20 protein-coding genes are annotated in these 21467 nt (G+C 53.9%); 13 read left to right on the plus strand and 7 right to left on the minus strand.

The genetic code is table 11. From position 1 onward, the window contains the following. The 10 genes from atpC to ACIGDJ_RS09090 all read left to right on the plus strand — a co-directional run. Positions 1 to 265 (plus strand): ATP synthase F1 subunit epsilon (gene atpC / locus ACIGDJ_RS09045; RefSeq protein WP_397504541.1); only part of this gene is annotated, 265 nt, incomplete at its 5' end. A gap of 116 nt (positions 266 to 381) precedes the next feature. Continuing rightward, on the plus strand, positions 382 to 1749 hold the full coding sequence (gene glmU, locus ACIGDJ_RS09050; RefSeq protein ID WP_313000303.1) for a bifunctional UDP-N-acetylglucosamine diphosphorylase/glucosamine-1-phosphate N-acetyltransferase GlmU: 1368 nt from the start codon (positions 382 to 384) through the stop codon (positions 1747 to 1749). 223 nt (positions 1750 to 1972) lie between these two features. Further along, positions 1973 to 2749, plus strand: a complete 777-nt coding sequence (locus ACIGDJ_RS09055) for a DeoR/GlpR family DNA-binding transcription regulator (protein ID WP_101159744.1) — start codon at positions 1973 to 1975, stop codon at positions 2747 to 2749. Between the two features lie 2 nt (positions 2750 to 2751). Further along, complete coding sequence (gene glmS / locus ACIGDJ_RS09060; protein WP_397478710.1) at positions 2752 to 4584, plus strand: glutamine--fructose-6-phosphate transaminase (isomerizing); 1833 nt, start codon at positions 2752 to 2754, stop codon at positions 4582 to 4584. Between the two features lie 331 nt (positions 4585 to 4915). Further along, positions 4916 to 5770 (plus strand): TnsA endonuclease N-terminal domain-containing protein, encoded by an 855-nt coding sequence (locus ACIGDJ_RS09065; RefSeq protein ID WP_045061250.1) that lies wholly within the window; start codon positions 4916 to 4918, stop codon positions 5768 to 5770. Further along, entirely contained in the window at positions 5767 to 7935 is a 2169-nt protein-coding gene (locus ACIGDJ_RS09070; RefSeq protein ID WP_045061251.1) for a Mu transposase C-terminal domain-containing protein, read from the plus strand. Before ACIGDJ_RS09065 ends, ACIGDJ_RS09070 begins: the two co-directional genes overlap by 4 nt. Beyond that, a complete protein-coding gene (locus tag ACIGDJ_RS09075; RefSeq protein WP_019816907.1) occupies positions 7932 to 9392 on the plus strand; it encodes an ATP-binding protein in 1461 nt (486 codons plus the stop codon). The genes ACIGDJ_RS09070 and ACIGDJ_RS09075 overlap by 4 nt, the downstream gene beginning before the upstream one ends. 17 nt (positions 9393 to 9409) lie before the next feature. Then, the gene (locus ACIGDJ_RS09080) at positions 9410 to 11077 is read left to right on the plus strand and encodes a TnsD family Tn7-like transposition protein (protein WP_082060923.1); all 1668 of its coding nucleotides are present in this window, start codon (positions 9410 to 9412) and stop codon (positions 11075 to 11077) included. Between the two features lie 378 nt (positions 11078 to 11455). Continuing rightward, entirely contained in the window at positions 11456 to 13087 is a 1632-nt protein-coding gene (locus tag ACIGDJ_RS09085) for a TniQ family protein (RefSeq protein WP_230082024.1), read from the plus strand. Between the two features lie 187 nt (positions 13088 to 13274). Further along, a complete protein-coding gene (locus ACIGDJ_RS09090) occupies positions 13275 to 13607 on the plus strand; it encodes a DUF2790 domain-containing protein (protein WP_039593249.1) in 333 nt (110 codons plus the stop codon). Positions 13608 to 13912: 305 nt separating this feature from the next. Here ACIGDJ_RS09090 and ACIGDJ_RS09095 read toward each other — a convergent pair whose 3' ends face one another. The 6 genes from ACIGDJ_RS09095 to ACIGDJ_RS09120 all read right to left on the minus strand — a co-directional run bounded on the left by ACIGDJ_RS09095 (position 13913) and on the right by ACIGDJ_RS09120 (position 18750). Further along, on the minus strand, positions 13913 to 14380 hold the full coding sequence (locus ACIGDJ_RS09095) for a DUF411 domain-containing protein (protein ID WP_039593193.1): 468 nt from the start codon (positions 14378 to 14380) through the stop codon (positions 13913 to 13915). Beyond that, a complete protein-coding gene (locus ACIGDJ_RS09100; RefSeq protein WP_397478709.1) occupies positions 14370 to 15173 on the minus strand; it encodes a c-type cytochrome in 804 nt (267 codons plus the stop codon). The genes ACIGDJ_RS09095 and ACIGDJ_RS09100 overlap by 11 nt, the downstream gene beginning before the upstream one ends. A 9-nt stretch (positions 15174 to 15182) precedes the next feature. Next, entirely contained in the window at positions 15183 to 16157 is a 975-nt protein-coding gene (locus tag ACIGDJ_RS09105) for a copper resistance protein B (protein WP_039593195.1), read from the minus strand. Then, positions 16129 to 16377, minus strand: coding sequence for a hypothetical protein (locus ACIGDJ_RS09110; RefSeq protein WP_143170045.1), 249 nt, complete (start codon positions 16375 to 16377; stop codon positions 16129 to 16131). The genes ACIGDJ_RS09105 and ACIGDJ_RS09110 overlap by 29 nt, the downstream gene beginning before the upstream one ends. Positions 16378 to 16389: 12 nt before the next feature. Then, complete coding sequence (locus ACIGDJ_RS09115; protein ID WP_101159749.1) at positions 16390 to 18366, minus strand: copper resistance system multicopper oxidase; 1977 nt, start codon at positions 18364 to 18366, stop codon at positions 16390 to 16392. Positions 18367 to 18543: 177 nt separating this feature from the next. Beyond that, positions 18544 to 18750: a co-regulatory protein PtrA N-terminal domain-containing protein gene (locus ACIGDJ_RS09120; RefSeq protein ID WP_019816895.1), complete on the minus strand. Its 207-nt coding sequence runs from the start codon at positions 18748 to 18750 to the stop codon at positions 18544 to 18546. A gap of 383 nt (positions 18751 to 19133) precedes the next feature. Here ACIGDJ_RS09120 and flgB point away from each other — a divergent pair, with 383 nt between their 5' ends. Then, positions 19134 to 19547, plus strand: a complete 414-nt coding sequence (flgB, locus tag ACIGDJ_RS09125; RefSeq protein WP_034115527.1) for a flagellar basal body rod protein FlgB — start codon at positions 19134 to 19136, stop codon at positions 19545 to 19547. A gap of 110 nt (positions 19548 to 19657) precedes the next feature. Here the strand turns inward: flgB and ACIGDJ_RS09130 are convergent, their stop codons facing one another. Further along, entirely contained in the window at positions 19658 to 19858 is a 201-nt protein-coding gene (locus ACIGDJ_RS09130) for a heavy-metal-associated domain-containing protein (protein ID WP_047292961.1), read from the minus strand. Positions 19859 to 20219: 361 nt separating this feature from the next. Here ACIGDJ_RS09130 and ACIGDJ_RS09135 point away from each other — a divergent pair, with 361 nt between their 5' ends. Then, the gene (locus ACIGDJ_RS09135) at positions 20220 to 20495 is read left to right on the plus strand and encodes a metal/formaldehyde-sensitive transcriptional repressor (protein ID WP_019816892.1); all 276 of its coding nucleotides are present in this window, start codon (positions 20220 to 20222) and stop codon (positions 20493 to 20495) included. Positions 20496 to 20515: 20 nt separating this feature from the next. Next, positions 20516 to 21442: a CDF family Co(II)/Ni(II) efflux transporter DmeF gene (gene dmeF / locus ACIGDJ_RS09140; protein WP_210703777.1), complete on the plus strand. Its 927-nt coding sequence runs from the start codon at positions 20516 to 20518 to the stop codon at positions 21440 to 21442. Positions 21443 to 21467 lie beyond the last annotated feature (25 nt).

Here is a 21467-nt window from a genome sequence, read left to right on the forward strand (position 1 = left end):
CAAGCAAGGCGGGGAAGCCGAGGTGTTCTACATCTCCGGTGGTTTCCTCGAGGTTCAGCCGAACATGGTCAAGGTACTTGCCGATACCGTGCAACGTGCTGCTGACCTGGATGAAGCTCAGGCGCAGGCCGCTCTCAAGGCTGCCGAGAATGCCCTGAACGAAAAAGGCGCGGACTTCGATTACGGCGCCGCTGCCACTCGTCTGGCCGAGGCAGCAGCTCAGCTGCGCACCGTCCAGCAGATCCGCAAGAAGTTTGGCGGTTAATCCGTCAGCCGCTTGTTGTGCGATTGATAAAAAAGGGTAGCCTCGGCTACCCTTTTTTCTTTTCCGAATTCAAACCCCGGTCGCAGTCGCTGACCACCCAGGATTGGTAGCCAGTCATGTCTCTTGAAATCGTTATCCTCGCGGCCGGTCAAGGCACTCGTATGCGCTCGGCGCTGCCCAAGGTGCTGCACCCGATTGCCGGCAACTCCATGCTCGGCCATGTTATCCACAGCGCTCGGCAACTGGATCCACAGCGCATTCACGTCGTGATCGGTCACGGGGCCGATGTGGTGCGTGAGCGCCTGGCGGCTGACGACCTGAATTTCGTGCTGCAGGACAAGCAGCTCGGCACGGGTCATGCCACCGCTCAGGCCGTGCCGTTCATCAATGCGGACACCGTGCTGATCCTTTACGGTGACGTGCCATTGATTGAAGTCGAAACGCTGCAACGTCTGCTCAAGCATGTCGTGGCCGGACAAATGGGCTTGCTCACCGTGCAACTGGATGACCCGACCGGTTACGGCCGCATTGTGCGCGATGCGGACGGCAAGGTTGCGGCGATCGTCGAACACAAGGACGCCAGCGAAGCGCAACGTGCGATCACCGAAGGCAACACCGGCATCCTCGCCGTGCCGGCCAATCGTCTGGCGGACTGGATGAGTCGCCTGTCGAACAACAACGCGCAGGGCGAGTACTACCTCACCGACGTGATCGAGATGGCTGTCAGCGACGGCTTGGTGGTGGCCACCGAACAACCCCACGACCCGATGGAAGTGCAGGGCGCCAATGATCGCAAGCAGCTTTCTGAACTGGAGCGTCATTATCAGCTGCGCGCCGGCCGTCGCCTGATGGCCCAAGGGGTGACCCTGCGTGACCCGGCGCGTTTCGATGTGCGTGGTGAAGTCAGCGTAGGCCGCGATGTGCTGATCGACATCAACGTGATTCTCGAAGGCAAGGTGGTCATCGAAGACGACGTTGAGATCGGCCCGAACTGTGTAATCAAGGACAGCACCCTGCGCAAAGGCGTGGTGATCAAGGCCAACAGCCATATCGAAGGCGCCATTCTGGGCGAGGGCAGCGACGCTGGCCCTTTCGCGCGTTTGCGCCCGGGCACGGTACTCGAGGCTCGCGCCCATGTGGGTAACTTCGTTGAGCTGAAAAACGCGCACATGGGCGAGGGTGCCAAGGCTGGCCACCTGACCTACCTGGGCGATGCCGAAATCGGCGCACGCACCAACATCGGTGCCGGCACCATCACCTGCAACTACGATGGCGCCAACAAGTGGAAAACCGTGTTAGGTGCTGACGTATTCATCGGCTCGAACAACTCGCTGGTGGCGCCTGTGGATATCTCCCACGGTGCGACTACCGCAGCCGGCTCGACCATCACGCAGAATGTGGATAACGCCCAGTTGGCGGTTGGACGAGCACGTCAGAAGAACATCGACGGCTGGAAGCGGCCGGAAAAAATCAAAAAGTCCTGATTTATCCACAGCCTCACTTTAGCCACGCCAATTCAGTGTGGAAGCGGGCTTCGCGAAGGCGTCATGTCAGTCAACACCAAGTTGAATGATCCACCGCTTTCGCGAGCAGGCTCGCTCCCACCTAATTTCAAGCATTCTGAATTTTTCTCCTTGCGACTTGACGGCAACCTTTCGATAGAGTTTCATTGCTTGCGTTATCTTTCGAATCGAAACTTAGGCCGCCATGTCCAAGCGCAATACTCCTCAGCGTCGCCATAACATCCTCGCCTTGCTCAACGAGCAGGGCGAAGTCAGTGTGGATGAGCTGGCCAAGCGTTTCGAAACTTCCGAAGTTACGATTCGCAAGGATCTCGCGGCGCTGGAAACCCATGGTCTGTTGCTACGTCGCTATGGCGGGGCGATCACCATGCCGCAAGAGCTGGTCGCGGAAACCGCGCAGAGTATTTCCAAGTACAAACAGGCGATTGCCCGTGCGGCGGTCAAACGCATCCGCGAACACGCACGCATCATCATCGACAGTGGCAGCACCACCGCGGCGATGATTCCCGAACTGGGCCAGCAACCTGGCCTGGTGGTGATGACCAATTCCCTGCATGTCGCCAATGCCCTGAGCGAACTCGAACACGAGCCGGTGCTATTGATGACCGGCGGTACCTGGGATCCGCATTCGGAATCCTTTCAGGGCCAGGTCGCCGAGCAGGTACTGCGCTCCTACGACTTCGATCAACTGTTCATCGGCGCCGACGGCATCGATCTGGTGCGCGGCACCACCACTTTCAATGAACTGCTCGGCCTCAGCCGAGTGATGGCCGACGTCGCGCGCGAAGTCATTGTGATGGTCGAGGCCGACAAGATCGGCCGCAAGATTCCCAACCTGGAGCTGCCCTGGAGCAGCGTCCATACCCTCATTACCGATGATCGCCTGCCGCAAGAGGCACGCGATCAGCTTCAGGCCCGCGGGATCACGTTGATCTGTGCGGCTGTCAGTCAGGAGAAATAACCATGTGTGGCATTGTCGGCGCTGTAGCTGAACGTAACATCACCGCCATCCTTCTCGAAGGCCTGAAGCGCCTCGAATACCGCGGCTATGACAGCGCCGGCGTGGCGATTTATACCAACGATGAAACCCTGGAACGCATGCGCCGTCCGGGCAAGGTCAGCGAACTGGAAACCGCGTTGGCCGAGCAGCCGCTGGCCGGCCGTCTTGGTATTGCCCACACCCGTTGGGCCACCCATGGCGCGCCGTGCGAACGCAACGCTCACCCGCATTTTTCCGGTGACATCGCGGTGGTGCACAACGGCATCATCGAGAACCACGAACCCCTGCGCGAACAACTCAAAGCGCTGGGCTACGCGTTCAGCTCCGACACCGATACCGAAGTGATCGCGCACTTGCTGACCCACAAGCTCAAAGAACAACCGGACCTGACCGCCGCGCTCAAAGCGACCGTCAAGGAACTGCACGGCGCCTACGGTCTGGCGGTGATCAATGCCCGGCAACCTGATCGTCTGGTTGCCGCGCGCAGTGGCAGCCCACTGGTGATCGGCCTGGGTCTGGGCGAGAACTTCCTCGCTTCCGACCAACTCGCTCTGCGTCAGGTCACTGACCGTTTCATGTACCTGGAAGAAGGCGATATCGCTGAAATCCGTCGCGACAGCGTGCAGATCTGGGACGTGAACGGCACCGCCGTCGAGCGCCAGACCGTGCAGTACACCGACGGCGCCGAAGCCGCTGACAAGGGCGAGTTCCGCCACTACATGCTCAAGGAAATTCACGAGCAACCGACCGTGGTCCAGCGCACCCTCGAAGGTCGCCTGAGCAGCAATCAGGTGCTGGTGCAGGCCTTTGGTCCCCAGGCCGCCGAGCTGTTCGCCAAAGTACGCAATGTGCAGATCGTCGCCTGCGGCACCAGCTATCACGCCGGCATGGTCGCGCGTTACTGGCTCGAAGAATTGGCCGGTATCCCGTGCCAGGTCGAAGTCGCCAGCGAATTCCGTTATCGCAAGGTGGTCGTGCAGCCGGATACGTTGTTCGTGACCATTTCACAGTCCGGCGAAACCGCTGACACCCTGGCCGCATTGCGCAACGCCAAGGAGCTGGGCTTCCTCGCCAGCCTGGCCATTTGCAACGTCGGCATCAGCTCGCTGGTGCGCGAATCCGATCTGACCCTGCTGACCCAGGCCGGCCGCGAAATCGGTGTGGCTTCGACCAAAGCGTTCACCACGCAACTGGTCGGCCTGTTGCTGCTGACTCTGTCGCTGGGGCAAGTACGTGGCACGTTAGCCAACGGTGTTGAAGCCACGCTGGTTGAAGAGTTGCGTCGCCTGCCGACTCGGTTGGGCGAAGCGCTGGCAATGGACAGCACCGTGGAGAAAATCGCCGAGCTGTTCGCCGAGAAAAACCACACGCTGTTCCTCGGCCGAGGCGCGCAATTCCCGGTAGCGATGGAAGGCGCCTTGAAGCTCAAGGAAATTTCTTACATCCACGCCGAAGCCTATCCGGCTGGCGAGCTCAAACACGGCCCGCTGGCGCTTGTGGATAACGACATGCCGGTGGTCACGGTCGCGCCGAACAACGAACTGCTGGAAAAGCTCAAGTCCAACCTGCAGGAAGTCCGCGCCCGTGGCGGCGAGCTGATCGTGTTCGCAGACGAGAAGGCTGCCATGACTAACGGCGAAGGCACTCACGTGGTGCAGATGCCGCACATTCACGACATCCTCTCGCCGATCCTTTATACGATCCCCCTGCAACTGCTGTCGTACTACGTCGCCGTGCTCAAGGGCACTGATGTCGACCAGCCTCGAAATCTGGCGAAATCCGTCACGGTGGAATAAGTTATCCACCGTAGATTGACGCTGGGTCAGGCATCCGGTTTTCATCACGAACAAGCATTGGGACATCGCGCAGTTGGTTTTTAACAATAAAGATTGACACAAAACAATAAAGTTTGACACTGGCGAACATAGATTGACACAAGGCTCAAACCCCCGTATCTACGGGGGTTTTCCTTTCCAGGCTTTCCCTTTGGTCTGGAATCATCGCTTCAACTTTCAGCGGGTGTAGTCTAGAAAACGTTTTGTATACGGCCGCTTTGCCGGTCGTGTCCTTCTACGACTTTTTCTCGGCGCGAGGTGAAGCGGTCCGCATCGACTGAGGAGGCGTGGGTTGCGAGGTCGTAAGTTTGCATCACAGCAGGACATTGAACGGCACATTGCAAATGGATTTGGCGAAGGCGCCGGGGCAAGCTACGTGCCTTGGCTGCGGGTACAAGATGTCCCGTCGATAGGTCGTTCGCACAAGATTCAAGGCGTGAAGATCGAGAGGATTCATCACCTCCTGTCAGATCTCGAGCGTTCGTACTTCCTTGTGTGTGAATTTTCTGAAGACGTCGTGGATATACGGGAGCAATACCCTTTACTACCCACAGAGCGTGCGCAAGCGATAGCGTCGGCGATCGATGTACGCTATCCAAGATACCCTAGAACAACACTGCCTTATGTGATGACAACAGACTTCCTGTTAACTGTTAAGGACCCGAGCGGAAACTTCAAATCGGTAGCTAGGACGGTGAAGTATCGTTCCGATTTAATTGGCAATGGAAGTAAAAGAACGCTTGAAAAACTTGAAATTGAAAAGCGTTTTTGGGAAAGCCAAGGTGTTGATTGGAAAATCGTAACAGACGAGTTTTTTACACGAGATTTGATTAAAAATCTTGGACTAATCAGGAGGTACTCGAAGCTCTCTCGTGATTTAATGAAAGCGCCGTTGCATTCGAGTTTTATCGAGTGCCTTGTAAACAGCCGGGAATATTCGTGGACCTTGGCCACCTGTCTAAGAAAAATAGCATCACTTCTGTCCATTTCCTATATAGACGCTCAAGCAATTTTCTTTCATCTGGTTTGGAACAAGATACTGAAAATCGATTTGGTTAACACTCCTCTCCACCTTACTGGTCTAGTTCCTGGCTTCGAAGTTTCACCGGGCCCTGTCCAAGTATCGTTGAAGGAGAAATTATCATGACTGTTCTCGTTAATGACGTTTTCGAGCCTGTAACCGATCTGTCGGTCATTGCTACGATAGCCAGGCTCCTTTACCAGGATGAAACGCATGACTTAGCAGTTTTGATGGATCTAGCTGACCCACCCCGGCAGCCGTACGCGGTTGGTCTGGATGAGCTGCGTCGCTCGATAGCGTCTGGTCACACCAAACCAGCAGCCATCACCACGCCCGAGTTTATGCTTGTGCTTGAGGAACAGTTGGATGAGAGAGCCAAGCAAGGCCGGGACGAAAAGTGGGCCGTCATCGCCCCTCTATTAGATCCTGAATACCCGGGACAAATATTTGTACGAGGTGAGTTAGGCCGGCTTGTTAGCAGACGGGCGTCAGAGCTCGGAATCCAGCGGAAAACGATCTATCGGCTTCTTTACCGATATTGGTTTTATGGTCAAGTTCGCAACTCATTGCTTAATAATTATACGGCGGTAGGTGTTGCCGATAGAAAATATGATCCGAGCAGGCCACCAGGGCGAAAGCCTAAATTTCAAGGCGTTCTTACTTCGCCTTCCAAGATGCTCAGTGCAGTTGATAAACGATGCATCCGTGTTGGATATGCTCTTTATGTAAGAGATAAGAAATCATCTATTTCGAGCGCATATGACGAAATGTTGAGACGATTCTACTCTGTTCGAGACATCTCTAAAAACAGTGAAGAAGAGCTTCGTTTGTTGCCTGGTTCAGAACTCCCCAGCTTGAGGCAGTTCCAATATTGGGGACAGATTTTTTTCGACGAGATTGAAACCGAGCGTGGCCGTAAAGGGTTGAGGAGGTGGTTAAAGGATTGCCGTCCGCTTTCAGGTACCGTTCGAGATTGGCTGCGTGGACCCTGTCATCAGTTCGAAATCGACGCAACGATTGCCGATATTTATTTGGTCAACAGCTACTCTAGACGGATGCTCATTGGTCGGCCCGTTGTTTATATCGTAGTGGATAGTTTCTCCGGAATAATTGCTGGTCTCTATGTAGGATTGGAGGGCCCTAGTTGGAATGGGGCGAGACAAGCGCTGTTCAACGCGTTTACCTCCAAAGTCGAGTTCTGCGCTCAGAACGGCGTTGACATCAATGCAGATGATTGGAATTGTCACCACCTGCCCCACCAGATTTACGCCGACCGGGGAGAGATGCTGTCACTCGCAGCAGAGGGGTTATCCTCAGGGTTGGGAATTGAGATGGGCACTGCCCCACCTTATCGGCCTGATTGGAAGCCTATGGTAGAAAGTCGGTTTGGCATTTTGAATGATTTGACGGGTATCAGGTGGCTACCTGGCGGGGTAGCTGCGCGGGACAAAGAGCGCGGCGAGCGAGATTACCGGCTCGATGCCACGCTGAACCTCAAAGAGTTCACCCAAATCCTCATCAATTGCGTGCTCCACTATAACCGTCACCATCGACAGCCTGACCGACTGACTCAAGCGATGATGAATGACGGCGTAGAACCTACGCCTAACGGTATATGGAATTGGGCCTGCGACAACGACCTGATCGAATCCAACAAACGTCCCGACGAGCTGGTTTATCTCCACCTTTTACCGCGTGAGCGCGCGACCGTTCAAAAGGGCGGAGTGATGTTTCGCGGCATGCACTACGTGTGTGATATGGCCATAGAGAAAGATTGGTTTGCCAAGGCTCGCAAAGGGGGCGTTTGGTCAATAGAGTGTTGGTTCGATCCGAACTCTGCGGCACACATTTGGATTCAAGGAGAGGCCAAGCAGTTTATCCGTTGTGATCTTCGACGATCGGATGCCGGTTACGCGAATTATCGCTCGGACGAGATTTTTGATCTGCTCGAAGCCTATCGCCAAAAACCGCCTACTCGCCGTCGAGCTGAGCTGGAAAGCCGTGTGCAGCTTAGCGATCAGGTCCACCAGATCATCAGTCACGCGCTCGCAGAACGAAAACAGGAACCTGCTCCGCCTACTAAGGCAGAGGCCACTGGAAACATCCGCGAGAACCGCGCAGAAGAACGTCTCCGCGAGCGTGAAAATGCGGTTGTTCCTGAAGGCGTCAGGGTGGAGCCAGCTTCACTTCAATCTGAAACGACACAGAAAGCGCATGATTCATATGCCGGTGAGCGCACCGCTCAGGTTATCGATTTGCTCAAAAGAATTCGGCCAGGACAGGCAAAATGAAAGGTGCACAGACGTTTGCCAATTACGTCAGACAGGACATTAGTGAGTATGCGGGTAACCCGCTTATCGAAGCTTTGCCTCCGATATTGTCGGAGGCGGCGGCTGTTGAACTGATTTCGAACTTTCCTCAGCCGGTGGATCCGAAAGAGCTGACGCTCGAAGGAGCCACTCGAATTCACTGTATCGACAGGCTGAGAACCGTCGTACAGCCGTTCTTGCTACATCTGGAACTGGAGGCCCTGTTCTCACTGCTCATCCGTCGAGGGTATGTCGGGCGTAACCCGATGTCGCCCGCTACCGTCCGGCATTTGCATTCTTTATCGGGAGCTCAGCGTTACCACGATGCGTTCAAGTCCACTGCAGAAACGTTTACGGTCGTCGGCCTGAGCGGCATTGGCAAGTCAACGGCACTCCACGCCATCTTGAGCCTTTATCCACAGACAATCCGTCATGAGCGCTATGAGGGAAAGCAGTTTGTTCATACCCAAATCACATGGCTGAAGCTTGACTGCCCTCGGGATGGATCGCTGGCTGGATTTTGCCAGCAGTTTTTTTATGCGGTTGGAGACGCTCTAGGAGACAAGGACTACCACAAGCGCTACCGGCATCGAAACATCAATGATGCGCTGCAACAGATGGAGCAGGTGGCCAGCACGTTTTTCATCGGCGCCTTGTTGATCGACGAGCTGCAAAACCTCCACCTGGCGAAAACCGGTGGTAAGGAGAGCATGCTGAATTTTTTCCTGCACTTGGTAAACAACATCGGTATCCCGGTGGTTTTCAGTGGCACGAACTCGACGATTAGCCTGTTCTCAGAAGCCATGCGGACTGCCCGCCGAGTTTGTGGTGCTGGTACGCTCGAATTCAAACGATTCGAAAAGGATGATGAGGAGTGGCGGTTGTTGGTCGAAAATCTCTGGAGCTATCAGTGGTGCAAACAGACGGCTGAGCTGACCGACGAGATTTTTGACACGCTGTATGAGCACACTCAAGGCGTCACGGATTTCCTGGTCAAGCTGCTGGTATTGAGTCAGCGTTATGCGGTCCAGAGTGGCTCGGAGTGTTTGACTGCCGAGATCCTGGTGAAGGTAAGCAACTCAAAAATGCAGATTCTAAAGCCAGCCCTTTCAGCTCTGCGTAGCCGTGATCCGAAGCGGATGCGACAGTTTGACGATTTGCTGCCGATTGAGGATCAGCTGAGCGAAATGATGGTTTTCGATGGATTGGCACGAGAGGATCGCCTCACCTTGCTTCGAAGCGTTGTATCCCGTGAGAAGCCGGTAGACCCATCTCCGACCATTTTTGCGAAAGATCACCCATCGCCGATTGCTACTGCTGTGGAAAACTCAGAGGCTAAAGCGCTTAGCGAACATGACGCTCCCCTCGACGCTCTGCGCGCTGCGGGCTGGCTCAACGAGGACCTGTTTGAGTTCTCACCGATGTATCACAAAGCGTGAGTCGGAGGGGGGGTGAAGTGCAACTTAAACTCCATTTCTTCCCCGCCGCGTTTCCCGACGAGACGCTGCACAGCGTGATTTCTCGTTATGCCCGTCTTTGCGGTGTTCGTAATTGCCAAGCAGCATTTGCCGGACTGAAATCGGCGGCAGCTTTTTCGCAAAATGTGGCATTCCCGAGTCATTTAGGGGATTTTGTCGATGCGCTACCCAGCGGTACTGAGCTATCGGTAGCCGAGGTCCTCATGCGCCACACATTATTACCCTACTATGCGCCGTTTTTGAGGATGAGCCAGGTCGAACACGCTCGGACGCTGATGACCGCTGATGGGAAAGGCTTGATGTTGAAGCTGGGCGTCAACGCGAGCCGTATTGGATTCGCCTCCCGAGTGCGGTTATGCCCAGAATGTATCGCACAAGATCAGGCTCAACGGGGAGTCGCTTACTGGCACAGGGTCCACATGCTTCCAGGCGTGCTGGTATGTCCGCATCACGGTACGTCACTCAGGATCCTTGATCCTCGCTGGTCCAGCCGCAGCTCTCGACAACTCAATCTGCCCAATGATGAGAATGTGCAAGCACACACAGTACTTCTCGACACCCCGTTGCGGTGCATGCCACCGCTTCACGAAATAGCGTTGCGCTCACTTCAGGTCCTCGAGTCTGACGTCACTGCTTTGTCGGCGGAGGCGGTGCGCTTCACGCTTTTACACAGGGCAACGCAGCTCAACCTTGCTTCTGATAACCATCGCTTGCACCTGCACATGCTGGCGCAGCACATGGCCGATTTTTTTGCTGCACTCCCGCGAGAATGGGAGTTTTCTATACTCGGAGATGTTCGTGCAGGTACACCCGCCTCATGGGTCACGAAGCTGCTTCGTACGCCTATAACCTCTCACCATCCGCTCAAATACATTTTATTGGCCGGTGCTCTGGGCGTTGAAATGGTGAGCTTGCTTCATGGTCAATGCCCAGTGAAAGAGGCGGTGGCATGTGATCCGAAAGCTCACATTCGGCTTCACGCGCGCCTTTCTCCGGTGATGCCTGGTGAAGGCCTGGACTGTTCGTCAGCCGCTGTGTGGCAACATGCTCTTGAAGGAGCTGATGCCAAAAAGATCGCTGCCGTTCTAGGCGTTTCATCAGCGTATGTCTATCGTCACATCAGAAATGTACCCGGCGGGCAAGATGCTTGGAGGGAGGCACGATTTCACACTGAGCTATGCGCAAGACGCGCGGCTTTCGAGGCTGATTATCGATTTTACAAAGCACATGCATGCAGGGGGTATGCGTGGCTGTATCGCCACGATAAGCAGTGGCTTTCGGAGTCAACTGCAAACCCAAGCCCCCATCGTACGCCTCGTCTAAATAGCACCGAAATGTTCGCTGCCCTCGATGCGAGACTGGCCGGCGAAGTCCGTCAGTGTGCCGACGCGCTTTATGCTCTTGCGGGTAAGCCTGTCCGCATTTCGCGTACCAGGATAGGTCGGGAGCTTCATGTTCTTTCTCGCTTCGAAAAGCAGCTTTGCAAGCTTCCTCTGTGTGCAGCAATGCTCGAAAAAGTATGTGAACCAATCGAAGGCTTTCACGATAGGCGTCTGCGATGGGCTAGACGCCAATTGCTCTCAGAGGGCAAGGCTGTATCACGTTCTTCGCTCTACAGGGTCGCGAGCATTCGACCCATGCTGTAATCCAGCTGGGCATTCCCCCTCCATCTAAAAAGTTCTAAATCAATTCACCATAAACCCATTATTTTTCTGTTAATGAAAAAATTCCCCTCCAGAATAGGTCCGGCATACGCTGGATCATCACGATCAGCATGTAAACGTACTAACCCGCGATCAACGGAAATAGTTTTGCAACCGGCATGGGCTGACCTACGCGGGTTTATCGATACGTGTTTTGTATTCGAGGAATACGGGCGCGGCAGGATTTAGATGAATTCACTACGATTCAAAGTTGAGCGGCTTGTCATTTCAAATCCAGACCGGATGCAGAATTTTAGGGGTTGCATATATACTGCCCCCGGATGCACATTCTCTTCGAGCCCTACCTTTAATCGGTAAATGATGTCTGATCTATTATTTTTCCCCGTTTCGATGCCGGATGAAATGCTTTACTCTCGTGTCACCCGATATCACTATCTGTCAGGTAACAGAACCGCGACGGAAACCTATCGCGATTTGTTCGCATCGAAACCCTTTTGCATCGGTGGCATCGTACCCAAGCAGATCGAGAGGCTCGCGCACAGGCTGCCGGGGCAATCGGAGAGCAATCTCGCAGAGTTGATCAGTAGCAATACTACTTTTCCTGCTTACCGGCCGTTTCTTGGCGTTAAGCAGGGGCCGGAGAACGACGTAGGGCCACTGGGTTATGACGGGGTGGTACGGGTGCCCCGCAGAGAAGAGTCCACCCATGGCAAGGCTAAGCTTTGTCCTACCTGCGTTCAGGAAGATCTGATTGAGCGGGGTTCTGCCTACTGGCATCGATCTCACCAGATACCCGGTGTTGCCGTCTGTTGGCGTCATGGCGACGCATTGATCCATGCCTGCCCCGAGTGCTCTCGCCCGTTCTACCGTAAATTGAAGCTGCTTCCCAATCTGACTGAGCCATGTGCATGCGGCTGGAGCCCGTTAAACAGCGCAGCAATACACAAGGGGTCAAAGATGGAACAGAAAGTCGCTCTGTTCGCACACGATATCCTGCAACGCAATATCCCTCCGATAGGCAGTACGGTATTGAGTTCGTGCTACGTCCGCCAATGCAAGAAGCGCGGATTCATTTTCGGAAAAAATGCGGGTATTGCAAAACTGTTCGACAGCATCCAAAGCGCTTACGGCGACGAGCTTTTGGCGCAAATTGATCCGGCCTATAACACCGGGAAGCATGAGCAATGGATCCGGCTCAAATCAGACAAAGGTCAGCTAAATATGCCGCTCGCGCGGCATTTGATCATTGCTCTTCACTTGTTTTCCAGTGCAGATGGCTTTGAAGAGGCTCTGAAAAATGAGTCTATCCTGCTGAGTGCCGCTGTTTCTCCGCGAGCGCCCAAAGTCGAAGAATCGCGTCTAAGCCAAAAAACTAGATATCGCCAAAAAATCGAGTTGCTTTTAGCGCTACGTACCGATGCCGATATCGAGTACCTCTGGAAGAAGGCGTACAAACCTACGCAATGGATTCTAGAAAATGATAACGCATGGTTAATGGCAAAACTCCATGCACCTAAAAAAGCTACAGTTAAGGTCGAAAAGTCCATCGACTCAAGAGACGACGCCTATGCAGCCCTTATCGAAGCGGGCGTAGATGAGCTGTATAAAGTTACGAAAGATCCGAAGAGAGTGAACATTCGGAATTTACAATCGCTGCTCCCAGGTTCGTTACCTCATGAGCTGGATCTACGCAAGCAGAGGTTCCCTCTTACTTATCAACAGATCAAGATTCATCAGGAGTCAGTATGGCATTTCCGTCTAAGAACTTTAGTGTGGACTGTCTCTGAACTCATCAGGATGAAGCTCCCCGTGAATTACTCGACGGTAAGATTGACCTCAGCGGTATCAAGCAAGGTTTTCCTGGCTTTTTGCAGTTTCTTCGAGTGGGATCTGGAAAGCCTGGCAAGAACCGGGGTCGACGCGGAGGTCCTGCTCAGGTCTACCGGCGTATCGAGGAATTGGGAGGGACCACCGGTTCAAATAAGCTTTTGAGGGCATCTTTGTTCCGTCACCGTCTGCCAACCTTGGGTGTTAACAAAAATCCTATCTGGCTTGAAAGCGTAAATGCGGGGTAGCGTCCACCTTTCACATTAGTAACCTTCGCGGCAGCTTTCTGAAAGCTTTCACTTGTTACTCTTTAACTCAGTAAATTGAGCTTTAGGAGAAAATCATGAAAGCAATGACAGCAGTGAAAGCGTTTTGCGCCGCTTCGATTTTGACCTTATCTTCATTAGCCATGGCTGAAGGAGGCGGTGACCGCGTGTATGGTCGAATGATGCAAGAGAACCAACAAGCAATGGAGCAATATGCCTCAAGGAACGGCAAGACTCCTCCTGAAGTTGTTCATTATGAATATGGTATGAACCTCGATATCCAGAAGGTCGTCAGTGTCACGCAAGCCAATAAAACCTGTGGGGTTGCTCCTTCACGCATGACCTATGAAGACTCTACGGGCAAGCTTAACACCGTGGAATATAAGGTCATGGCCGACAACTGCCCCCATGGAAGCTAGACAATGAAAATTATTTAAGAACTGCATAATTTTCCTTTGTCCGAAACTAGCTTACTGCTCGCTGACGTAGAAGTAATTTTCAGGAAAGCCTGAAGTTATCCACTTTATGAAATCATGTCCGTCAGTCGAGGGGTTTCTAACGTGCAGTAAACAATTGCTCGACCACCTGATACATCCCGCCTCCTTGTTTTTCCTTTGGTTTGGGAGGTGGCTTAGGCGCCCTAGTGGCGCCTTTTTTACGTTCGAAATGAGCTATGTCCTCTGCACGGCCATGACCTTCACCATGCAGGAGCGAGATTAGAAGATCAGTTTTCGGGGTATTCAGCGACGACGTGGTCTGTGCCTGCCTTTGACAAGCCGATTACCTTATACGCGTCATGTTTCCCGTCCACTTCCATTCCTGGGGAGCCGGCCGGCATGCCTGGAACGGCAATCCCGAGCAGGTCATCACGTTTGCTCATCGCAATGATTTGCTCGGCGGGCACGTGACCTTCAACAAACTTTCCGTTGATGGTTGCTGTGTGACAGGACGAGAGCTCAGGAGAAATTCCGAAACCGCGCTTGATCGCGCTCATGTTGGTTTCCACGTGATCAACGACGGTAAAGCCGCTGGCTTCAAGGTGCTGGACCCATTTCTTGCAGCACCCGCAATTAGCGTCGCGATGTACATCGATCGTCAATGGCTCTGCTGCGTGACTGGCTGAACTGATGAACAGAGCCACGAAAGCAGCGAGACGAAGTGCCCGTCTGCGACGAAGAGAATTATTTCGCATGGGTATGTTCCTTCCCATCAGTATGTGTATGTGATTTGGGCTGTACGGTTGGAGTCGGGGCCGCGTCATCTGAAGCTTCCCTACCCTTATGATCGGCGTGGTCAGCAGGCTCCTTTGCAGATGGCGCTGCGGAGGGGCCATGGGCATGTGCCGTGTTTTTCTCGTCATCATGAGCGCGGACTTCCGCCCTTTGGTCGGAAGCACCTGCGCCACTTTGCCCCTGGATCGTTCCATGCTGACCCTCATGGTTGTGCATCACGCTTTCGCCACCACCGTGTTGATGGCCACTGCTACTCGTGATCAGAGCTTTGTATTGCTCTGCATCCAGTGACGGAAGCTGCTGGAGAAATGCAACCATCCCCCATACGTAGGGATCGGCCATGCTTTTGCCCCACGCGGGCATGCCGGTGGATTTGATTCCGTGTTTGATGATCCAAAAAGCTGCAGCTGGGTGCCCGTCGACGCCCAGTTTCGAAAGATTCGGAGGTGCAGGGTAAAGGCTGTTACTCAGTTCGGTGCCTGCAAGCCCCGGAGCCAAATGGCAACCGACACACATCGAGTTGTAGTTGCCAGCACCTTCACGGATGAGAGCTTCTTGGCTCAGGTCGGGGACCTGAATGTCGCGCGAGCGCACGTGTATCGAGCGATCCCGAGCAATAGAAAGTAGCGCGTAGACGGGGGCAGAGTGGGGATCATCCGCCCCGACATTGATCACGCCGAAATACACCACGCCGGCAGCCGCTGCTACGGTGGCCAGACCAGCAGCTATTAGTGCCTTCAGTGTAATCTTCATGCCCGGTTCTCAGAACCACATCCGTATACCGGCGACAAAGCGTGCCTCGCTGGCATCTTCACCTTCCTCACGTGCAAAGTCTGCCGTATTGCCATAGGAACGGCTCCAACTCACCCCGATATAAGGGGCAAATTGGCGGACAATCTCATAACGCAATCGGAGCCCCACTTCGGTGTTGGCTAATCCGGACCCGATGCCGCGCTGAGGGTCATTCTTCCCATAAAAATTGACCTCGGCCGTCGGCTGCAAGATCAATCGATTCGTCAGCAGAATGTCGTAATCGCCTTCCAGTCGAGCAGCCGATTGACCGTTCTCACCGATGTAGGCAGTTGCTTCGGCCTCGAAGTTGTAGAGGGCCATGCCCTGAATGCCGAGTGCGGCCCAGGTTTGAGGGGACCCTGGTTTGAAATCCTGTCGTACACCGGTGACGACGTCCCACCACGGTCCGATGGAGTGCCCCCAGAGCGCGGATAATTCAGCGCTTTCCGTCACGCCATTGGTACGTTCGCCTTCCGAGCGCAACCACAGTCGATCAATGTCACCGCCGATCCATCCTTTCGCATCCCAGGCCAACGCACTACCGTTGTCAGCATCCTGGTATTCAAACTTATCCAGCAGCATGAAAGAGTTGATTGTTTTGTCGTGGACACCATGACCAGCGACATCTGGGAAGGCGGCTGCACGGTCAGCATCGGTAAGAACGGGGATAGGGGTTCGACTGGTTGTCGTCGTCCCTTCATCCATACTTTCCATGCCGGTCATTTGACCGTCGTCCATTTTCATCTTGCTGTGCTCCATAGCCCCCATGTTGCTATGGTCCATCGCTCCCATGGAGCCATGGTTCATCTTGGAGTGATCCATCTCTTCAGCGGCGTGAGCCACGGCAAAGAAGACAGGACTCGTAGAAACTGCCAATACCATCAACGTTGGGCGTAAAAAATTCCTGGTCATGATCTCAATCCGCCTTCTTGTTTTCTTGGTCATGATCCATCGACTCATGGCGCATCTTGGTATGAGGCATCGTCGCGTGATTCGGCGTTGCCTCGTTTGACGTGGTCGCAGTCTTGTTCGGCGCATCCGCAGAAGTAGCAGGTGAAGGATCACCACGTTCTTCGACTGCCAATGCTACGCAGGAGAATCCACCCATCAGGCCAAAGGCAAAGAGGCAACCGACCAGCGATTTACGATTTAGGTGTGTGCTCACAGATCGTCTCCTTTACTCATCAACCCGTACTTCACGGAACATGCCCATTTCCATATGGAAAAGCAGGTGGCAGTGATAGGCCCAGCGACCTAAAGCATCGGCGGTGACTCGATAGCTGCGCTTGGTACCCGGTGGCATGTCGATTGTGTGCTTACGTACCATGAACTTGCCGTTTTCATCTTCAAGGTCGCTCCACATTCCATGAAGGTGGATGGGGTGCGTCATCATGGTGTCGTTTACCAAGGTGATGCGAAGACGCTCCCCGTACTTGAGGCGAAGGGGCTCAGCATCAGAAAATTTGATGCCGTTGAAGGACCAGGAAAACTTTTCCATGTGACCGGTCAGATGCAGCTCAATGGTGCGATTGGGCTCTCGGCCATCAGGGTCCTGGAAAGTGCTCTTCAGATCTGAGTAAGTGAGCACGCGTCGACCGTTGTTCCGCAAACCGATACCTGGATCGTTCAGTTTTGGCGTTGGGTTCATGGCCTGCATGTCAACCAACGGGTTGTTGGTTTCGGAAGCTGGGTGAGATTGCATCTCGCCTCCCATGCCCCCCATGCCTCCCATCTGGCTGTGATCCATGCCGGCCATGTTGGGCATGTCACCTTTGTCCATCCCCGCCATCTTGCTGTGGTCCATGCCGGCCATGTTGGACATGTCACCTTTGTCCATACCTGCCATCTTGCTATGGTCCATGCCGGCCATATTAGTCATGTCACCACTGTCCATGCCGGTCATCCCGGTCATGCCACCTTCGTCCATTCCCTGCATCTTGCTGTGATCCATGCCAGCCATACCTGACATGTCACCCGGTTTCATATCGCCGCCGCCCATGCCAGCCATGCTGCCATGGTCCATGCCAGCCATACCGCCCATGCCCATGTCATCCATGGTCAACAGCGGACGCGGATCGATCGCCGGTACCGGTGCTTTCAGTCCTTCACGAACTGCCAAGGTCCCCCGCGCATAGCCGGTTCTATCCATGGACTGGGCGAAGATTGTGTAAGCCTCCTCGGTGGCAGGCTCAACAATCACATCATAGGTTTCCGCCACGGCGATGCGGAATTCATCGACACTGACTGGTTGGACATATTGGCCGTCGGCCGCCACCACGGTCATTTTCAAACCAGGAATGCGAACATCGAAATAGCTCATCGCTGAGCCATTGATAAAGCGCAGGCGCAGCTTCTCGCCAGGCTTAAAAATACCGGTCCAGTTGCCGTTCGGCGCTTGGCCATTCATGAGGTAGGTGTAGGTATCCCCGCTGACGTCTGCCAGATCAGTGGGGTTCATTTTCATTTCGGCCCACATTTTCCGGTCGGCGACGGCAGCAGACCAACCTTGCTTGCTGACGTCGTCGATGAAGTCGCCCACGGTACGTTTGTGGTGGTTGTAGTAGTCCGATTGTTTCTTGAGTTTGGCCATGACGCGACCAGGATCCTCATCGGTCCAGTCAGTCAGCATCACCACATAGTCGCGATTGTATTGAAACGGCTCAGGCTCTTTCGAATCGATGACTATTGGCCCGTAAACACCTGCCTGCTCTTGCAACCCAGAATGGCTGTGGTACCAGTACGTGCCGTTTTGATGCACCTTGAACTTGTATTCGTACATGCCGTCGGGCGCGATGCCGTGGAAGCTCAAACCCGGTACGCCATCCATGTTGGCAGGCAAAATAATGCCGTGCCAGTGGATGGAGGTGTCTTGATCCAGACGGTTCTTCACGCGCAGAGTGACCGTCTCCCCTTCGCGCCAACGCAGCAAAGGCCCCGGCAACGAGCCATTGATGGTCATGGCTGTGCGCGGCGAGCCAGTGATGTTTACCGGCGTTTCACCAATAAACAGATCAAATTCGTTGCCGGTGAGGACGCTCGGCAGGCCTGGACTGGTCACTGCCCATACAGGAGTGCGCCACAGACCAAGGCCGCCAAGGATGCCGCCGGCGGCCAGGCCTTTAACGAATGTCCGTCTAGAGGTTTTGGAATGCATGCCGTTTATTTCCAATCAGTCAAAAGGGAGCCGTTCAAATCAACCCGTGAGTTGGCAAGATGAGCTTCGCTTACCGAAAAAAAGACGAATTTTTCATTGCAGGCGAGCTTAGAAATTGCCACATCTAAACCACCTTCGTGATTACATTTCTGTCAGCTTGGCCGCGTGCCTAATCGTTCAGCAGTTTTTATGATCCATCGCTTTGGCTTTGCTTTCAGCGACAGGCGGTTGAGCGCTCTGCGTTTGAGCTACCTGGTACGATTCCATCGAATTCGTCCTGGCCACTTCCATACGTGCGAAAGTCCGGTCACCACCGCCTTCAGCCATGGCCAGAGTGGAAACAGTCAGCGCTGCGACGACGAACAAGGTTTTGATGGTGTTCATATGGGCTACCTCAGATGTGTGAAAATATCCCCTCTGAATCACATCATGGATTGGACTCTTTGGGGGTGAGCAATAGACTCAGTTGGACTATAAGAGACACCCCCTGTCAGGAAGCTTAGGCCAATATTACAGTTGTGTCAGTTTGGGATATTTTTCTTGAAGTACACGCTATTTAATACGTATGGTCTCCATCTTTTCGCATTGCGCGACTTTTATTGAATATAAGATTGAAGTGTAATCATTGCTTTGGGTTCCATTAATTCTCACGGAGGCGATGTTCTAGGTCTCTCCATTAAAATTAATAGGAGACTTGAATGCGCTGCTGCAACAGCTGAATGTTCAATGATCACAGAAGATAGTAATGCCACCGAGGGTGATTAATTGTGAGTATTAATTTTGAGAAAGCATTAGGCTCCGCAGAAAGAGCGTTAGTTTATCGTGGCCAAAGAGCTGAGATCTTGAGTAACAATATCGCGAACGCTGACACTCCGAACTTCAAAGCCCAGGACTTGGATTTTTCTACTGTGCTCGCCAGCCAAACCAAAGAACCTGCTACCACTGCGTTTTCTTTGAAAACAACAAACGCAAAGCATTTTCTTAAGAAAGAATCGGCGGTGGCTATATACGGGCGCGACTTGCTTTACAGCACGCCGGCTCAGCCTGCCTTGGACCAAAATACTGTCGATCAGCAGGTCGAGGTCGCCAAATACACAGAAAACGCAATACGTTTCAACGCGGCTTTTACTCGGTTGAATGGAGCATTCAAGGGTTTGCTCAAAGCTCTGCGCGGTGACTAGCAGCGCAGGCGCATGCGAGCCCATTTTGACCGACACAGCAGCTTAAGTACTCCTAGATTCAGAGGTATTCTCCTCCAGACGGCGCTCTACTTAGGAGCAGGAATCTCCGTTCAATGGCTGATCTTGGAAGGAAAGCCAACCGCCTCCACAGCTTTACGAAGCTGTTCCGCGTTTTCGCTACTTTCAACACTCACCTTACCGGTTGATCGATCGACTGAGACCGTAGCGTTGCCGTCCAGTGCCTGGATCGCTCTGGTGATTTTGCCGACGCAGCTGCCGCAACCAATGCCTGATACATCTAAGACGACCATGTTAATTATCCTCGTGCTGAGCGGTGTCTTTTCCCCGCAGCTAAAGCATCGACGTTGACACCGTGGCAAGGTCAACAATTATCTAATCAAGGCCGTGAGCGCAGATTTCGAGAAGTTTTACGGGACTTGACCACTCGGCTGCTAATTAGCTCGCTACCATTTGAACGGTTTCCAGGAGTGCGCCCTATTGTTCTCGTCGGTAAAGGTCGGCTAACGGCAACATTGCGGCTCTCTCGCTTGATCCAACGATTTTGTATGCCTCTCGTTTCGTCAACGGCTTTGATCTGTCCTCCCGCGAACCTTGCATAGGTATAGGGGGGAGGCCTATCATGCGACCCTATATAGGTAGGGGGGGTATAGCGTGGGTCATATCGCATCACACAAAGACGATCTTCTTAAACGTGTAAAACGTATTGCCGGGCAAATTCAAGCTGTTGAACGAGCATTGGAATCGGACTTCGACTGCGCCAAGACACTACATCTTGTTGCGGCCACTCGGGGTGCCATCAACGGGCTGATGGAGGAGATCATCGAGGATCACGCACGAGCACATGTCGCGAACCCCGCGCTCAGCGAAGAAGAGCGTAACAAGGGCGTCGAAGAGCTTCTTGAAGCTATCCGCCGGTACTCCAAGTGAATGCATCCAGGTAAACACGTATGAGCAGGACCGACATCGATTACACACACGACCACGTGTTTCTAGGCTCAGCGCACGATGAGAATGCCAAGCGTACGCTTTGGGTTGTAGCACTCACGGTGGTAATGATGATCGGGGAGATCACCGCCGGCTATATCACGGGTTCGATGGCGTTACTGGCCGATGGCTTCCACATGGCAACCCATGCCGGCGCATTGGGCATCGCGGCGGCCGCTTACGGATACGCAAAACGCCACGCTACCAGCCAGCGCTACAGTTTCGGTACAGGAAAGGTTGGAGACTTGGGCGGGTTCGCCTCGGCGCTGATTCTTGGCATGATTTCGTTGGGCATTGGCGTTGAATCGTTCATGCGTTTGTTGCAGCCAACACCGGTTCAGTTTGGCACCGCGACCCTCATCGCCGTTGTCGGTTTGCTCGTCAACATTGTCAGTGCCCTGCTGCTGGGTCATGGGCATGGGCATGGACATGGACATGGGCACGACCACGATCACCCTCATGCCCACAACGGAAACGACAACAACTTGAGGTCCGCCTATGTCCACGTCGTTGCAGACGCGCTGACGTCGATTCTGGCCATCGCTGCCTTGCTTGCCGGTCGATATCTGGGTTGGGTGTGGCTCGACCCGGTCATGGGTATCGTCGGCGCTATCGTTATCGCGCGTTGGGCCTGGACCTTGATGGGGGTAACTGCGGGCGTGTTGCTCGATCAGACCGACGCGCACGTTGCCGAGGAAATCCGCGAACTCGTTGAGAAACCTGGTGGCGCTACCATTACAGACTTGCACGTTTGGAGGGTGGGACCTCAAGCGTGCGCGGCGATCGTCAGCGTTCTAGGTGAAGCCACTGTGAACGCCGAGAGCATTCGTGAGCGTCTCAAAACAGTTCACGAAGTCAGCCACCTGACCGTCGAGTTCCGGCAGACATGACTCAGCGCCTGTCCAGCACAACCTC

This window comes from Pseudomonas sp. NPDC079367, from assembly GCF_044542195.1.
GTDB lineage: Bacteria > Pseudomonadota > Gammaproteobacteria > Pseudomonadales > Pseudomonadaceae > Aquipseudomonas.

What these genes read in the sequence shown, in the direction of transcription:
- glmU (WP_313000303.1), top strand. Translation starts at nt 382, where the DNA reads ATGTCTCTTGAAATCGTTATCCTCGCGGCCGGTCAAGGCACTCGTATG.
- ACIGDJ_RS09055 (WP_101159744.1), top strand. Translation starts at nt 1,973, where the DNA reads ATGTCCAAGCGCAATACTCCTCAGCGTCGCCATAACATCCTCGCCTTG.
- glmS (WP_397478710.1), top strand. Translation starts at nt 2,752, where the DNA reads ATGTGTGGCATTGTCGGCGCTGTAGCTGAACGTAACATCACCGCCATC.
- ACIGDJ_RS09070 (WP_045061251.1), top strand. Translation starts at nt 5,767, where the DNA reads ATGACTGTTCTCGTTAATGACGTTTTCGAGCCTGTAACCGATCTGTCG.
- ACIGDJ_RS09075 (WP_019816907.1), top strand. Translation starts at nt 7,932, where the DNA reads ATGAAAGGTGCACAGACGTTTGCCAATTACGTCAGACAGGACATTAGT.
- ACIGDJ_RS09085 (WP_230082024.1), top strand. Translation starts at nt 11,456, where the DNA reads ATGTCTGATCTATTATTTTTCCCCGTTTCGATGCCGGATGAAATGCTT.
- ACIGDJ_RS09090 (WP_039593249.1), top strand. Translation starts at nt 13,275, where the DNA reads ATGACAGCAGTGAAAGCGTTTTGCGCCGCTTCGATTTTGACCTTATCT.
- ACIGDJ_RS09095 (WP_039593193.1), bottom strand. Translation starts at nt 14,380, where the DNA reads ATGCGAAATAATTCTCTTCGTCGCAGACGGGCACTTCGTCTCGCTGCT.
- ACIGDJ_RS09100 (WP_397478709.1), bottom strand. Translation starts at nt 15,173, where the DNA reads ATGAAGATTACACTGAAGGCACTAATAGCTGCTGGTCTGGCCACCGTA.
- ACIGDJ_RS09105 (WP_039593195.1), bottom strand. Translation starts at nt 16,157, where the DNA reads ATGACCAAGAAAACAAGAAGGCGGATTGAGATCATGACCAGGAATTTT.
- ACIGDJ_RS09115 (WP_101159749.1), bottom strand. Translation starts at nt 18,366, where the DNA reads ATGCATTCCAAAACCTCTAGACGGACATTCGTTAAAGGCCTGGCCGCC.
- ACIGDJ_RS09120 (WP_019816895.1), bottom strand. Translation starts at nt 18,750, where the DNA reads ATGAACACCATCAAAACCTTGTTCGTCGTCGCAGCGCTGACTGTTTCC.
- ACIGDJ_RS09130 (WP_047292961.1), bottom strand. Translation starts at nt 19,858, where the DNA reads ATGGTCGTCTTAGATGTATCAGGCATTGGTTGCGGCAGCTGCGTCGGC.
- dmeF (WP_210703777.1), top strand. Translation starts at nt 20,516, where the DNA reads ATGAGCAGGACCGACATCGATTACACACACGACCACGTGTTTCTAGGC.